This is a genomic window from Arthrobacter sp. SLBN-100 (assembly GCF_006715305.1).
Classification (GTDB): domain Bacteria; phylum Actinomycetota; class Actinomycetes; order Actinomycetales; family Micrococcaceae; genus Arthrobacter.
In genome coordinates this window covers 2,227,545-2,241,198 of record NZ_VFMY01000001.1, presented here as the reverse complement: position 1 = coordinate 2,241,198, position 13,654 = coordinate 2,227,545, and the positions used below count along the sequence as shown (strand labels likewise).

Sequence of the window (13,654 nt, the reverse complement as noted above, 5' to 3'; positions counted from 1 at the left end):
CTTCCCGGCAGCGCCTTAGCAACGGCAGTAAAACCCACTATTCAGGTGAAGCCCCCTGCTCAGGTGAGGCCATCCGTTCCGGTGAGGCCACCGCTCTTTCCCCCTGGCCTGCGGGCGTGATTACCGGGTGGGGGTGGGCGAAGGATTCGAGCCCATCATGGCAGGAGGAGGCGGCGGGAATGCTGCGGCCGGGTAGAGCGGAGCCACGTTCACCATGTAGTTGGCCCACTGCGGACCGGCAATCATGAAGCCGTCAAGACGGGGGTAGAAGGTTCCGTTGATGGTGACGTTCTGGCCGGCCCGCTTCTGGCCCTCCAGTGCGTCCCCGAAGAAGGAAGCGGTTGCGAGCCCGGAGGTGTAACCAACCACCCAGGTGGCCCCGTTATTGTTCGACGTTCCGGTTTTGGCTGCCGTAGGAAGCTTGTCGTGCACCTTCGGGTTGATCCAGACGCCCGAGCCCTTCTTCAGCACATCCTGCAGCACGGAGTTGACTCCGCGAGCAACATCCCGCTTTACCGCGTCCCGGCACTCAGTCGACTGCGCCGGCAGCTTGCCGCCGTTGGCGTCGGTAATTTCAAGCAGGGCGATGGGGTTGCAATAGCGGCCATCGTTGGCGAAAGTGGCAAAGCCGTTAGCCATATGCAGGGGAGCAACTCCGGTGGCGCCCAGGAGGTTGCCGAGTTGGTGCATGTTGATGGGGGAGCCGTCCAAGCCGCTATGGAGTCCCACCGCATCCACCATCTTCTGGATCCCGCAGAAGTCCAATTGGGTAGCTGAGGCAAAGGTGGCTGTATTGATGGAGTTGTACAGGCCGTAATTGACGGCCATTTTGCGGTAGAAGCCCTCTTCGGCGTTTTGCAGGTCATCGGCTGCGCCCAGTTCAGGGTTGTTCTGCGCGGTACTGTAGGCGCCCAGCACCTTGCCACAGCTGGAACGCCACGGGAATCCCAAGGGATAGACCCGGCGGGAGGCGTCCACCTCGGCAGTAATGGTCTTGCCCTCGTTCAGCCACTCCGCGAACGTGAACGGCTTCATAGTGGACCCGGTCTGGAACCCGCCGGCGCCATTCAGGTCGTTGCCCTGGGCGTCCTTTGCGTCCACGTTGAAATTCAATTGGGTATCGAACTTCCCCGGCTCGGGCAGGAAGACTGTGTTCTGGGCCATCGCCAGGATCTTGCCCGTCCCGGGCTGGATGGTTACCAAGGCCGCGCCCCAGCGGTCAGGGTTGGGCCCTGCCGTTCCATCCACCTGCGCCTGGGCCGCCGCCTGAAGCCTGCTGTCCAGTGTGGTGGTGATGGTGAGGCCGCCCCGGTAGAGCTTCCGCTCGCGTTCAGCCCGGTCGGGACCGAACGCCGGGTTGTTCAGTATGAGATGTGAGATGTAGTCGCAGAAATACGGGGCCATGGAGGCGTTCGCGCAGCCTTGCCGCTGCGGGCTGACCTTCAGCTCGACCGGCGCGGCAACGGCCTCATCATGCTCTTCCTGGTTGATCTTCCTCAGCCGGAGCATTTCGTCGAGCACCTGATTGCGGCGGGCCAACGAGTTCTCGGGATTGATTGCCGGGTTGTAGAACGTGGGGCTGTTCACGAGCCCGGCCAGAAGGGCAGACTGTGGAAGGTTCAGGTCCTTTGCGGTGGTGCTGAAGAAGTATCGGGCTGCAGCTTCCACGCCGTAAGCGTCACTGTTGAAGAACACGATGTTCAGGTAGCCCTCAAGGATCTGGTCCTTGGTGTACTTCTTCTCCAGCGCGACGGCGAGTTTCATCTCCCGCAGTTTGTCGCCGATGTCCTTTTGGCCGCTCAGGACCACCTCATCCGGCCTGTCCTGGGACAGCCGGGCCTCATTCGTCACGTTGGTGACGTATTGCTGGGTGATCGTGGAGGCGCCCTGTTGGTCGCCCTTGGTCAGATTGGCCACCACCGCCCGTAGAATGCCTTGCGGATCGAGCCCTGCGTGTTCGTAGAAGCGGCTGTCCTCGATAGCAATTACGGCGTCCTTGACGTAGGGCGACATCTGATCCAGCGGGATCCGGACGCGGTTCTCCGCATAGAAGGCCGCGATGGTCTGGCCGTCGGAGGTAAGGACTTTGGTGGATTGAGACGGCGGTTGGACTGTGAGTTCCTCCGGCAGGCTGTCGAAAAACCCGATAGAGGTAGTGACTCCGAAGCTGGCCGCTGCTACTGCCGGGACCACCAGGCTGGCCGCCAGCACACCGCACATAACACTTGCCGCGAGGAATCCCAGGATCCTTCCCGCGGCAGAACCGTCAGGACGCCTGCGCTTCTTTTTCTTCGCCATTTTCCAGCCCTCGAGCTTGAAGAGTGCCACAAGACTACGTCGCCCAGGACGGACGATCCAGAGGAGGAAGGTCATGATTTGATCAATTCTCTTATTGACCCGGCGATAGTTAACGACATATCGTTAACTATCGCCGAAGGAACGGCGATAACTATGAACCGAAAGGAAGATGCCACCATGAAAGGCATTTCAGAAGAAAATCTTCCCGGCCAGCACGGCAGGGGCAGGTTTGAACGTGGCCGGGGAAGGCGCGGACCGCACGGGCATAGGGGAGGCGGCTTCGGCCCGGGCTTCGGTCCTGGATTCGGACCCGGTTTTGGCGGCGGTCCCGGACTGGGCTTTGGTCCCGGCTTCGGCCCCGGTTTTGGCCGCGGGCCGCGCAGGGCCAGCAGGGGCGACGTCCGCTCGGCCATCCTCTCGCTCCTGGCCGAAGCGCCCTCAAATGGTTACGGGCTGATCAAGGCCATTGCCGAAAAGACCAACGGGGCCTGGCGGCCAAGTCCCGGATCCATCTATCCCACACTTCAGCAGTTGGTCGATGAGGAACTCATAACGCCCCTCAGCGAAGGCCGCGGGACTGAGTTCTCGCTCACGGATGCTGGAAGGGCGTGGGTGGAGGAGCATGCTGAGGCGCTGGAGAACGCGTGGAACGCCGGACCGGAGAGCCCGGACCGGGACTTCCACCAGAGCATCGGGAAGCTGATGGCCGCTATCCACCAGTTCCGGAGCGGTGTCACCGAGGAACAGCGGACTGCTGCCATCGAGAAGTTGGATGAGACCCGCCGTGCGCTCTACAAAATCCTGGCGGACTAGCAGACCGAGCAGACTGGCGGGAACCTTCTCGCCCAAACCGGCTGGCGCGAACTGTCTGATCCCGAACAGGCTGGCCGGAACCGGCCAGCCAGGACTCAGGCGAAGGAGTCTTCCTTGGCCTGCCGCTGCACCGGGTTTCCGCCGGCCGGAGAACTGGATCCGGCCGGAGCATGCGACGCGGCACCGGTCTGCGGAACGCTATGGCTAAGCCGGCGGAAGCCCCCGCCGGTTTCGCCGAAGGCGTACGCGCTCTCGGCGTGCTCGGACAGGTCCACGCCTGCGGTCTCCGCCTCGCGGCTGACGCGGAACCCGATGGTCTTGTTGATGGCGCGGCCAATAATCAAGGTGCCGATGCCGGAAACCAGCAGCGTGATGACCACGGCCGCGGACTGGGCAATGAGCTGCTGGACGCCACCGCCGTAGAAGAGCCCGCCGTTCTGGCCGTCCCCCGGCAGAGCAATGAAGCCAAGTGCCAGGGTGCCGATGAGGCCGGCGCCCAGGTGGACTCCCACCACGTCCAGGGAATCGTCCAGGCCAAAGCGGTACTTGAGGTCCACGAAGACGGCGCAGGCAGCTCCGGCCACCATGCCCAGGCCGATAGCGGCCACCGGGCTGATGTTGGCGCAGGAAGGGGTGATGGCAACCAGGCCGGCTACCACACCGGAGGCTGCGCCGAGGGAGGTGGGGTGTCCGTGCCGGATCTTTTCGGTGACCAGCCAGCTGAGCATGGCGGCAGCGGGGGTCACTAAGGTGTTGATCCAGATCAGGCCTGCTTGTTCGGCGGAGGTTGCCGCGCCGCCGTTGAAGCCGAACCAGCCGAACCAGAGGATGGCAGCTCCCAGCATGATGAAGGGGATGTTGTGCGGGCGGTGGTTGGGGTCCTTGGCGAAACCGTGGCGTTGGCCAACGATGATGGCAAGGACCAGGGCCGCCGTGCCGGAACTGATCTCCACCACTGCGCCACCGGCGAAGTCGATGACCTGGCCAAAAACGGCGCTGACGGCTCCGCCGGCGCTCATCAGGCCGCCGCCCCAGATCATGTAGGCGAGCGGGCAGTACACCACGGTGATCCAGATGGGCACGAACAGTGCCCAGGCGCCGAACTTGGCACGGTCAGCAATGGCGCCGCTGATCAGGGCAACGGTGATGATTGCGAAGGTGGCGCTGTAGCCGGCCTTGATCAGGTCCGGGGAGCCCATGAGGCTCTGCAGTCCGAAGTTGGCGAAGGGATTGCCAAAGATACCAAGCACGCCGTCGCCGGTGGTCATGGAGTAGCCCCACAGAACCCAGACGACGCCGACGATCCCGGCGGAGATGAAGCTCATCATGATCATGTTCAGGGCTGCCTTGGCCCGCGTCATGCCGCCATAGAAGAGGCCAAGTCCGGGGGTCATCAGCAGTACCATTGCCGCTGAAATCATCAGCCAGACTTGTTGGGCAGAAATCTCCACCTGAAGGTCCCTTCACGTTGCGCCTCGAAGCGGGGCGCTTTTCCAGGGCCCTCGCATTTCCCCCGCAGTCCATTTTTCGCGGTCCGTGTTTCGGGAAACGCCCTTGAAAGTTGCGCTCACGTTACAGAAACGGTTGCTGTGTGAAGTCCCCGTGTCGGTAATGTTTCGGGCGTGTAAACAAGCGCTGTCCACGAAGGAGGGAGCTGCGCGCTCAGACCCAGGAAATCCTGCTGCACGGTGGCGGACCAAGGGGCCGAAGGTGAGATACGCCGTCGTAGGTAAAGTCCTGCAGATTACGGCGCCATGAACGGAAGTTCACCGCCCCGGCGCGAAGAAAATGTCCCCCGGACGGATCAGAACTGGCGGGCGTTGGCCAGCACTGGAAGCCTGGTGCGTACCTCGTCCACCACTGAGGGGTCGATGTCGACGACGGCAACTTCGGGCTTCCCGCCCAGAGTAACCACCGCGGAGCCCAAGGGAGTGATGACGGCACTGTGCCCGACGCCGGTCGGCGCTGTGCCCGCCGGACCTGCTCCGATGGTTGCGGGGTCACCTTGGCCGCAGGCCACCACGAAGGAAGTGCTGTCCAGCGCGCGTGCCCGTGCCAGCAGGTCCCACTGTTCGGCTTTGCCTTCGCCGGCGCCCCAGGAGGCGCAGACGATGTTCACCTGTGCCCCCGCGCGGGCATTGGCCGTGAACAGGGCAGGGAAGCGGATGTCGTAACAGGTGGCCAGGCCAAACACCGTGCCGTTCACTTCAAAGGTCACCGGGTCCGTTCCCGCGTCCACCGTCTTGGACTCCTGGAAGCCGAAGGCGTCGAAGAGGTGCACCTTGTCGTAGGACGTGTCCACGCCGGGGCCGGTGACCAGCAGGGTGTTGCGGACGCGGCCGTCCTTCCCGGGGGTGAACATGCCCGCTACGATCACGATGCCCAGTTCGCTGGCGAGGGCGCGGACCTTTTCAGCCCACGGACCGTCCAGCGGTTCCGCGATGTCCCTCAGGGAGTGGCCGAACGCCCGCATGGCAGCTTCAGGAAACACCACCAGTTCCGCGCCCGCGGCCTTGGCCTGGGTGGTGTACTCCCGGATCAGCTCCAGGTTGGCCTCAAGATCTGCACTGCTGATGATCTGGGCGACTGCCAGACGCATGGGTAGCTCCATTCTGTTCGCACTGCGGCAAGGCTCCGGCGCAACGATACCGCCAGAGGTGCAGGGAACAGTCAACGGCTACTGCTTGTAGCCCTCGACTTCGCTGACGGGCCGGGCTTCGGCGTCGTTGGGGTTTTCTCCGGAGTCCGCTTTGGCCCGGCGCTGGCGGAGCAGGTCCCAGCACTGGTCCAGCCGTTCTTCAACCTGCCTGAGCCGGCCCTGGTCAGGCGCCTGGCCTTCACCGGAGCCCTCGCGGAGGGTGTGTTCCTCCTCCACCAGGGCCTGGATGCGGGCCAAAAGATCCTCGTCGTTCATGTCTACCCCTTCCGCCGGAACGTTTCCCTCAGCGTACGCCTGTACCATCAAATTCATGCCCACTGTGCTTGATATGGCAGGTCCGATCCTGGAAATGCTCACCTGGTTGTGCCTGCCCGTCGGGCTGGGCCTTCTCTTCTACACAGGCTTCCTGCGCCGCTTTGTGCACCCCTGGGATGTAGCCGAAGCCGTGGTGTACTCGGACAACACAGGCGTCGGCTTCCGCTGGTTCGACCGCAAATACCGGGTGCACCACGCACCGATGTCGCCGCACGACATCAAGGACATGGCCGTGGGGGATACCCTCCCCATCTATTACCACCCCAAGCGGCCCACACAGTGGCAAACGGCGGTGCCGGAGGAGCCGGGTAGGACAGCTGCTGTGCTGGGCCGTTGCCTGACCGCGATCGGTGCCGTAGCGCTGCTCGCCGGTTTCGTCCTGCCGATGTTTTAGGGCTTTTACTGCGGGTGCTAGCCCGCGAGGACCACGGCGATGCCCAGGCCGCCCAATGCAACTCCCGCGAAAGCGGTCCAAAGCACGGCGGTGATGTCGGCGTCGACCTTTTCCCTCGAAAGGCCGCGGGACCTGGCGCTGTACCGGTGGCGCTGGGTCACGTAGATGGCCAGCGCCGCGGCCGCAGCGACGGCGAACAGCAGAAGAATCGGGAGGCCGTGCCGGGGGAGCCAGCGCAGGAAGATGGCGCTGACGGTCACCAGCGCCAGTACGGTCCTGCCCCAGGCGAGGGTGGTCCGCTCGGGTTGCAGGCCGGGGTCGCCGTGCGTGCCGGCAGGGCGGGAAACGGTCACAGGTTCAGCGCCAGAGGACAACGGTGAGTAAGACGGCGGCCGCCAGCGCACCTGCCCCGGCCAGCAGCGGAACAATGAGCGGCAGCGGCAGCGGCGCTTTGTTGCGCATACTGCGTTCCACGCGCAGCCACCGCACGGCAGAGCCTGCACTCAGCAGCATTCCCAGCAGGAGCAGCACCACCGCCAGGCCCTTCCGGACAGGCTCGAGGAAAAGGTCGGACGTGAACGCCTCAATGGCAATGCCGCCGGCCAGGAGCGCAAGGGAGGTCCGAATCCACGCCAGGAACGTTCGCTCGTTGGCGAGGGTGAACCGCGGGTCCGGCTCCTCGCCGCCGGGCAGGAGCCGCTCAGCGATCTTCCCGCGGGACGGCGTGGTGGCGCCATGGGCGTGCTGCTCGCTGTTGGTCACCGTGCCAGTCTAGCCACCGACTGGCCGGCTACGCCGTGCGCAGCCGCCCTGCCTTCGAAGCCAGATGGTCGCCGATGGGCAGCGCCGCTGTGGCTGCGGGTGAGGGCGCGTTCAGGACGTGGATCATCCTGGCTGTCTCGGCCAGGAGGAAATCGTGGATGAGCGTGCCGTCGCGGCCGACCGCCTGGGCCCGGATCCCAGCCTCGTACGGCAACAGATCTTCTTTCGTGAGACCGGGCGCATACTTCCGGCATTCCTGCAGATAGGTGCCCTTAAGCAGGGAATTCCGGACCTCGCGGACTGCTGTTGCCGCATTGGCGCGGGCCACGTGCCAGAGGCCTGGGAACTTCAGGTACCGTCCAACATCACGGAGGTCCACGGAGAACTTCGGGTACCCCTCCCGCGACAGTCCCAGCACGGCGTTGGGTCCCACGGTGATGGTGCCGGCCACGGTGGGGGTGAGGTGGACGCCAAGGAAGGGCAGGGCGGGATCCGGGACCGGGTAGATCAGGTGCCGGACGTAGCGGGATTTATCTGCCGGGAGCTCAAAGTACTCGCCGCGGAAGGGGATGATCTGCACGTCGATATCCAAGCCGGCCAGCTCCGCGAGCCGGTCCGACTGCAGCCCGGCGCAGGCCACAAGTTTGCCGCAGCTGTAGCGTTTTTCGGCGGTCCCCGCCTCAACCCTGTCCACATGTTCGGTGATGGAGGTGACCCTGGCGCCGGTGATGACCTGTCCACCTGCGGCGGTGATGAGCTCCGCGAGCTTCCCGGCTACTGCTTTATAGTCAACAATCCCCGTGCTCGGGATGAACAATGCGGCGAGCCCTGAAACGTTGGGCTCCCGCCGGTGCAGCTCCGCCTGGTCAACGCGAGCGCACTCCAGGTGATGGATACCGGCACGCTCTTCCAGTTGGTCCAGCCGCTCCACCTCCAGGGGAGTGGTGGCGACGAGCAGCTTGCCTGGTTCCCGGTAGGGGATCCCGTTTTCTCGGCAGAATTCCTTGGTCTGCTTGGCGCCGGCCTTGCTGAAGCGCGCCTTGAGGCTGTCCGGCGCATAGTAGATGCCCGAGTGGATCACCCCGCTGTTGTGGCCGGTCTGGTGCGAGGCCAGCGTATCCGCGGCCTCCAGCAGGATCAGCGAAGCTCCGGGCTCCTTGCACAGCAGCTGGTAGGCCGTGGCGAGCCCCACGATGCCGCCCCCAACAATGCAGTAGTCAGCTTGCTCCACGGGTCCACCCATCTGCCAAGGTCCGTCGGCCGCAAAGCGGCCGCTTGTTCCTGCGATTCTGCAACACCACCGGCGCCCCAGCCAGCGTAGGCAGTACTCGATTTTTGTGGATTCGCCGCCGGCGGTTGGCCCGAACTTCAACACGCGGCAGGAGGGCCGTGGGGAATGCCCCGGGTGCCAGGGCAGTTATGGGATGTATGGAGCGCATCGGATTCCTTTCATTCGGCCACTGGGGCCCAGGCCAGGGCTCACAAACGCGGACGGCCGCAGATGCCCTCCTCCAGGCCATTGACCTTGCCGTCGCTGCTGAAGAGTTGGGGGTGGACGGAGCGTTTTTCCGGGTTCACCACTTCGCCCGGCAGCAGGCCTCGCCGTTCCCCTTGCTGTCTGCCATTGGCGCCCGGACCAGCCGGATCGAAATCGGCACCGGCGTGATCGACATGCGTTATGAAAATCCCCTGTACATGGCGGAGGAAGCCGCGGCTGCAGACCTGATCAGCGGCGGCAGGCTTCAACTCGGCATCAGCCGGGGCTCACCCGAACCGGCGCGGCAAGGTGCGGCGGCGTTTGGCTACCGCCCGGAGCCGGGGGAGGCCGACGCCGACATGGCACGCCGGCACACCGCGCTTTTCCGGAAGGCCATCGCCGGTGCGGGAGTGGCCGAAGCGGACCCCCGCTACGCCGGCGGTGCCACCGGATTGCTTCCCATTCAGCCGCAGTCGCCAGGACTGGCCGAACGCATCTGGTGGGGAGCCGGCAGCCGGAAGACGGCCGTCTGGGCCGCCGAAATGGGCATGAACCTGATGAGCTCCACCCTCCTGACCGAGGACACGGGCGTTCCCTTCCATGAACTCCAGGCAGAACAGATCCAGCTCTTTCGGGATGCCTGGGCAGCAGCGGGCCACCGCCACACACCCCGGGTCTCGGTCAGCCGCAGCGTCCTTCCCATCGTTGATGCGGAGGACAGCCGCTACTTTGCCGGCAGTGCGCTGCGGGACAGCCGCGACCAGGTTGGCATCATCGATGGACTGACCGCACGATTCGGGAAAAGCTACGTGGGCGCTCCAGATGCCCTGGCCGAAGAGCTCGCTGCCGATACCGCCGTCCAGGCCGCGGACACGCTGCTGCTCACGGTCCCCAACCAGCTCGGCGTCGAGTTCAACGCCAAGCTCCTGGGCAGCGTGGCCCGCTACATCGCCCCGGCCCTTGGCTGGAAGTCGGCCCGGCCCTGACCCGGTAAGTTCAGGCCGCCATGTCGCCGCCGACCCTTAAGTAATAACCTGCCCATCCGTATCCTTGGGTATGATAAGTATGCTTAGTGAAGTTGAGGGAACCTTCTGCACACCGCAGCCGTTACTCTTAGAGTGCGGCTTTGGGGGCTTAGCGCCCGAATTACAGCGTGACTGCGGAACGGTCATATGACGGAGAGAGAGAAATATGGCCCGCGCCGTTTTAGGCTTTATCGCATGATCCGGCTACGTCAGCTGGCCCAGGCGGCCTCTGTGCTTACTACCCCTTTGGCGCCCGAGGACATCCTGGCGCTGTTCAACCCTGTCTACTCTGCCCGGCAACTCCGCGGCGTCGTCACCCGGGTGGTCCAGGAGACCGCGCAGTCAGCGACCATCTTCTTCCGGCCCGGCCGCGGCTGGCACTCGCACCTCGCGGGCCAATGGGCGCGCATCGGCGTCGAACTCGACGGCGTGCGCCACTGGCGGTCCTACTCGCTCAGCGCCCCTGCAGGCAAGGACCCGGCCATCACGGTCACCGACGTCGGCGCAGTGTCCGGCACCCTGGTGCGCACCACCAAACCCGGCGACGTCCTCTTCCTCGCACCCCCGCAGGGCGACTTTGTGCTCCCGGAGCACCCCCGCCCCCTGCTGATGGTCACGGCGGGCAGCGGCATCACTCCGGTGATGTCCATGATCCGCACCCTTGTTCCGCGGCGTCCGGATGCCGACGTCGTCCTGGTCCACTCGGCCCGCACCCCCGGTGACAGCCTCTTCCGCGAGGAACTCGCCGAGCTCGCCGACCAGTTCCCCAACTTCCGCCTGGCCCACTGGTTTACCGGCGAGCAGGGCCGGATGGACCTGACCAACACGGATCAGCTGGACGAGATCTGCCCGGACTGGAAGGAACGCGCCGCCTACGCCTGCGGCCCGGACAGCTTCCTGGACGACGCCGAGGCGCTGTGGAAGCGCGCCGCGCTCACCACAGCGGCGCCCGGCACTGATGTGGCAGAGGTCGGCGCACCGGGAAACCTCATGATCGAGCGCTTCAACACCACGTTCGAAGGTGGCGTCGGGCACGACGGCGGGCTGGTCACCTTTGAAGCCTCCGACCGGGAAGTGGAAGCCGACGGCGACACACCTATCCTGGACGTGGGCGAGGACGCCGGGGTGCTGATGCCCAGCGGCTGCCGGATGGGCATCTGCCACAGCTGCCTGACCCCGCTCCTGTCGGGGCAGGTCCGCGATCTCCGCACCGGAGAAGTCCATGGCGAGCCCGGCCAATTGATCCAAACGTGTGTCTCGGCAGCCGCCGGACCCGTCAACCTCGAAATCTGAGGAGTACTACGGTATGTCTGTAATTACACCCAGCAAGGCCACCCCTGCCGGAGGCGGTTCAACCAACAGTTCGAGGACGCGCCCCGGGAAGCTTGCCGAATCCGGCAGCCCCACTGTGCGTCCGCCGGCGGCCGCCCACCTCAGTGATGAGCAGGTGGCAGAGCTCGGACGCGAACTCGACGCGATCCGCGACGAAATCCTCGCCAAGCGCGGGGCGGAAGACGCCGCCTACATCCGGCGGATGATCAAGATCCAGCGTGGCCTTGAGATTTCGGGCCGGGCTGCCCTGCTCGTCAGCAAGAACAAGGCCGCCTGGGTCACTGGAACCACGCTGCTGAGCCTGGCCAAGATCCTCGAGAACATGGAACTGGGCCACAACATCCTGCACGGCCAGTGGGACTGGATGCGGGATCCTGACATCCACTCCACCACGTGGGAGTGGGACTTCGTCACCCCCTCACGCTCCTGGCAGCACACCCACAACGACCTCCATCACCGCTGGACCAATGTGGTGGGCAAGGACAACGACGTCGGATACAACCTCCTGCGGATGGACGAAGAACAGCCCTGGAAGCCCATCAACCTGGCAAACCCCCTGTTCAACGCCATCCTGGCCCCGGTCTTCGAGTGGGGCATCGCCATCTACGACCTTGAGCTCACCGAGTACAAGGAAGGCACCAAGTCCAAGGAAGCGCTGCTCAAGGACCTCAAGGCCCTGGGCAAGAAGGTGGTCACCCAGTTCACCAAGGACTACGCCGCCACGCCCGCCGTCGCCATGCTGACCGGCTCCGGGAAGCAGGCGCTCTACGGCACCCTTGCCGCCAACGCCGTACGCAACGTCTGGGCCCACGCAGTCATCTTCTGCGGCCACTTCCCGGAAGGCACCGACACCTTCACCGAGGAAATGGTTGAGGGGGAAACCCGCGGCGACTGGTACGTCCGCCAGATGATTGGCTCGGCCAACATCTCCGGCTCGAAGTTCATGCACCTGATGACCGGAAACCTGTCACACCAGATCGAGCACCACCTCTTCCCGGACCTGCCCTCCAACCGGTATGCCGAAGTGGCGCCGAGGGTCCGTGAAATCTGCCAGCGCTACGGCCTGAAGTACACCACCGGGCCGCTGCTGAAGCAGGTGGGCTCTTCCTGGGCGAAGGTCTTCAAGCTGGCCCTCCCGGGTAAGGCCGCGCGGGCCTAGGCACAGTCCGCCCGGGCCCCGCCCCTACTCGTAAGCACTGACTGCGCCTCCGGCTCCGGTAACCACCGGGACCGGAGGTGCATTCTTTTCTCCGCCGCATCAGACGCTCTCTCACTTTCCGCGCGTTTTCCACGAACGCTCTCTCACTTTCCGCGTCCACCGCGCATAATTGATCCCACAGCCGCTGCGGCCTACGGAGGAATCATGCGGATTCTCGGAGTACTTATCGTCATCTGGCTGATCATCGGCGGCGTCGCCGCCTGGCAGCGCGGCTACTTCGGTTCAGCGCCGGGAAATTGCGCCGAAGCCGGCACCATAGCAATCACTATTGCCGCGGGCGCATTGAACTACATGGGCGCCAACCCCCAAATATCCTGCGAGCTGCCGCAGCCTTCCCAGTAGCCCACGGCACGGCGGACCACCTTGGAGTCGGGAACTTCGCGCCAGGAGTCGGGACCTGCGCGCCTAGAGTAGGAACTGCGCGGGCAAGGCAGCTTCCACGCCCGCTCCGCTCCCACAGTCTCGAAAGGACCGCCGCGATGGCTTTCATCACCGTTGGAACCGAAAACAGCACCGACATCGAGCTTTACTATGAGGACCACGGCTCGGGCCAGCCCATAGTGCTGATCCACGGCTACCCACTGGACGGCGCCTCCTGGGAGAAACAGGCCACCGCCCTTCTGGATGCCGGCTACCGCGTGATCACCTACGACCGCCGCGGCTTCGGGAAATCGAGCAAGACCACGGAAGGTTATGACTACGACACCTTCGCCGCGGACCTCAACACCCTCCTGACCGCCCTGGACCTGAGCGACGCCGTGCTGGTGGGCTTCTCGATGGGCACCGGCGAAGTGGCTAGGTACCTGGGCAATTACGGCTCCGCGCGCGTTGCAAAGGCTGCATTCCTGGGTTCCCTGGAACCGTTCCTGCTGAAGACCGGGGACAACCCCGAGGGTGTTCCACAGGACGTCTTCGACGGGCTGAAAGAGGCTGTCACGGCAGACCGGTATGCCTTCTTCACCGAGTTCTTCAAGAACTTCTACAACAGCGACACGTTCCTCGGCACGCCCCGCCTCAGCCAGGAGGCCGTCAATGCCAGCTGGAACACAGCCTCCAACGCAGGCGCCACAGCATCCGTTGCGGCACCGGCTACTTGGATCACGGACTTCCGCGGGGACATCCCCAAGATCGACGTCCCTGCACTGATCCTCCATGGCACCGCCGACAACATCCTCCCCATCGATTCCACCGGGCGGCTGTTCGCCAAGGCCCTGCCCGTCGCCGAGTACGTGGAGATCGAGGGCGCCCCGCACGGCCTGCTGCTGACCCACGCCGCGGAGGTTAACGAAGCGCTGCTGCGTTTCCTCGCAAAGTAGCCCCTGCTTAACGCTCAAAGACCCGGCGACGGCGGGAGGCCGCC

At 64.6% G+C, this 13,654-nt stretch carries 14 protein-coding genes; 7 read left to right on the top strand and 7 right to left on the bottom strand.

Translation table 11 applies throughout. The features are described from left to right. Positions 1-120: 120 nt before the first annotated feature. Positions 121-2,298 (bottom strand): transglycosylase domain-containing protein, encoded by a 2,178-nt coding sequence (locus FBY31_RS10470; RefSeq protein WP_142045248.1) that lies wholly within the window; start codon positions 2,296-2,298, stop codon positions 121-123. A 177-nt stretch (positions 2,299-2,475) separates the two neighbouring features. On the opposite strand from FBY31_RS10470, the gene FBY31_RS10465 reads away from it, so the two are divergent. Continuing rightward, positions 2,476-3,111 carry a PadR family transcriptional regulator gene (locus tag FBY31_RS10465; protein WP_142040288.1) on the top strand — a complete coding sequence of 212 codons (636 nt, stop codon included), beginning with the start codon at positions 2,476-2,478 and terminating at the stop codon, positions 3,109-3,111. A 95-nt stretch (positions 3,112-3,206) separates the two neighbouring features. Here FBY31_RS10465 and FBY31_RS10460 read toward each other — a convergent pair whose 3' ends face one another. From FBY31_RS10460 to FBY31_RS10450, 3 genes are all read right to left on the bottom strand, one after another. Then, positions 3,207-4,562: an ammonium transporter gene (locus tag FBY31_RS10460; RefSeq protein ID WP_142040286.1), complete on the bottom strand. Its 1,356-nt coding sequence runs from the start codon at positions 4,560-4,562 to the stop codon at positions 3,207-3,209. 353 nt (positions 4,563-4,915) lie between these two features. Continuing rightward, positions 4,916-5,710: a carbon-nitrogen hydrolase family protein gene (locus FBY31_RS10455; RefSeq protein WP_142040284.1), complete on the bottom strand. Its 795-nt coding sequence runs from the start codon at positions 5,708-5,710 to the stop codon at positions 4,916-4,918. A gap of 78 nt (positions 5,711-5,788) precedes the next feature. Next, entirely contained in the window at positions 5,789-6,025 is a 237-nt protein-coding gene (locus FBY31_RS10450; protein WP_142040282.1) for a DUF2630 family protein, read from the bottom strand. A 55-nt stretch (positions 6,026-6,080) separates the two neighbouring features. On the opposite strand from FBY31_RS10450, the gene FBY31_RS10445 reads away from it, so the two are divergent. Continuing rightward, positions 6,081-6,479 (top strand): hypothetical protein, encoded by a 399-nt coding sequence (locus tag FBY31_RS10445; RefSeq protein WP_142040279.1) that lies wholly within the window; start codon positions 6,081-6,083, stop codon positions 6,477-6,479. Between the two features lie 17 nt (positions 6,480-6,496). Here FBY31_RS10445 and FBY31_RS10440 read toward each other — a convergent pair whose 3' ends face one another. The 3 genes from FBY31_RS10440 to lhgO are packed head-to-tail and all read right to left on the bottom strand — an operon-like array spanning position 6,497 to position 8,472. Continuing rightward, positions 6,497-6,832, bottom strand: coding sequence for a DUF202 domain-containing protein (locus FBY31_RS10440; protein WP_142040277.1), 336 nt, complete (start codon positions 6,830-6,832; stop codon positions 6,497-6,499). Positions 6,833-6,836: 4 nt separating this feature from the next. Beyond that, on the bottom strand, positions 6,837-7,241 hold the full coding sequence (locus FBY31_RS10435) for a YidH family protein (RefSeq protein WP_142040274.1): 405 nt from the start codon (positions 7,239-7,241) through the stop codon (positions 6,837-6,839). 28 nt (positions 7,242-7,269) lie between these two features. After that, a complete protein-coding gene (gene lhgO, locus FBY31_RS10430; RefSeq protein WP_235013010.1) occupies positions 7,270-8,472 on the bottom strand; it encodes an L-2-hydroxyglutarate oxidase in 1,203 nt (400 codons plus the stop codon). Positions 8,473-8,669: 197 nt separating this feature from the next. Between lhgO and FBY31_RS10425 the strand changes: the two genes are divergently transcribed. From FBY31_RS10425 to FBY31_RS10405, 5 genes are all read left to right on the top strand, one after another. Beyond that, positions 8,670-9,704, top strand: a complete 1,035-nt coding sequence (locus tag FBY31_RS10425; protein WP_142040269.1) for an LLM class flavin-dependent oxidoreductase — start codon at positions 8,670-8,672, stop codon at positions 9,702-9,704. A 234-nt stretch (positions 9,705-9,938) separates the two neighbouring features. After that, positions 9,939-11,036 (top strand): ferredoxin reductase, encoded by a 1,098-nt coding sequence (locus tag FBY31_RS10420; protein ID WP_142040265.1) that lies wholly within the window; start codon positions 9,939-9,941, stop codon positions 11,034-11,036. Between the two features lie 13 nt (positions 11,037-11,049). Beyond that, positions 11,050-12,234 carry a fatty acid desaturase family protein gene (locus FBY31_RS10415; protein WP_142040263.1) on the top strand — a complete coding sequence of 395 codons (1,185 nt, stop codon included), beginning with the start codon at positions 11,050-11,052 and terminating at the stop codon, positions 12,232-12,234. Positions 12,235-12,438: 204 nt separating this feature from the next. Then, on the top strand, positions 12,439-12,636 hold the full coding sequence (locus FBY31_RS10410; protein WP_142040260.1) for a hypothetical protein: 198 nt from the start codon (positions 12,439-12,441) through the stop codon (positions 12,634-12,636). A 137-nt stretch (positions 12,637-12,773) separates the two neighbouring features. Further along, entirely contained in the window at positions 12,774-13,610 is an 837-nt protein-coding gene (locus FBY31_RS10405; RefSeq protein WP_142040257.1) for an alpha/beta fold hydrolase, read from the top strand. Positions 13,611-13,654 lie beyond the last annotated feature (44 nt).

Bases quoted from the DNA above. Each gene is read 5' to 3' on its own strand.
- FBY31_RS10470 (WP_142045248.1), bottom strand. From the start codon at position 2,298: ATGGCGAAGAAAAAGAAGCGCAGGCGTCCTGACGGTTCTGCCGCGGGA.
- FBY31_RS10465 (WP_142040288.1), top strand. From the start codon at position 2,476: ATGAAAGGCATTTCAGAAGAAAATCTTCCCGGCCAGCACGGCAGGGGC.
- FBY31_RS10455 (WP_142040284.1), bottom strand. From the start codon at position 5,710: ATGCGTCTGGCAGTCGCCCAGATCATCAGCAGTGCAGATCTTGAGGCC.
- FBY31_RS10450 (WP_142040282.1), bottom strand. From the start codon at position 6,025: ATGAACGACGAGGATCTTTTGGCCCGCATCCAGGCCCTGGTGGAGGAG.
- FBY31_RS10445 (WP_142040279.1), top strand. From the start codon at position 6,081: ATGCCCACTGTGCTTGATATGGCAGGTCCGATCCTGGAAATGCTCACC.
- FBY31_RS10425 (WP_142040269.1), top strand. From the start codon at position 8,670: ATGGAGCGCATCGGATTCCTTTCATTCGGCCACTGGGGCCCAGGCCAG.
- FBY31_RS10420 (WP_142040265.1), top strand. From the start codon at position 9,939: ATGATCCGGCTACGTCAGCTGGCCCAGGCGGCCTCTGTGCTTACTACC.
- FBY31_RS10415 (WP_142040263.1), top strand. From the start codon at position 11,050: ATGTCTGTAATTACACCCAGCAAGGCCACCCCTGCCGGAGGCGGTTCA.
- FBY31_RS10410 (WP_142040260.1), top strand. From the start codon at position 12,439: ATGCGGATTCTCGGAGTACTTATCGTCATCTGGCTGATCATCGGCGGC.
- FBY31_RS10405 (WP_142040257.1), top strand. From the start codon at position 12,774: ATGGCTTTCATCACCGTTGGAACCGAAAACAGCACCGACATCGAGCTT.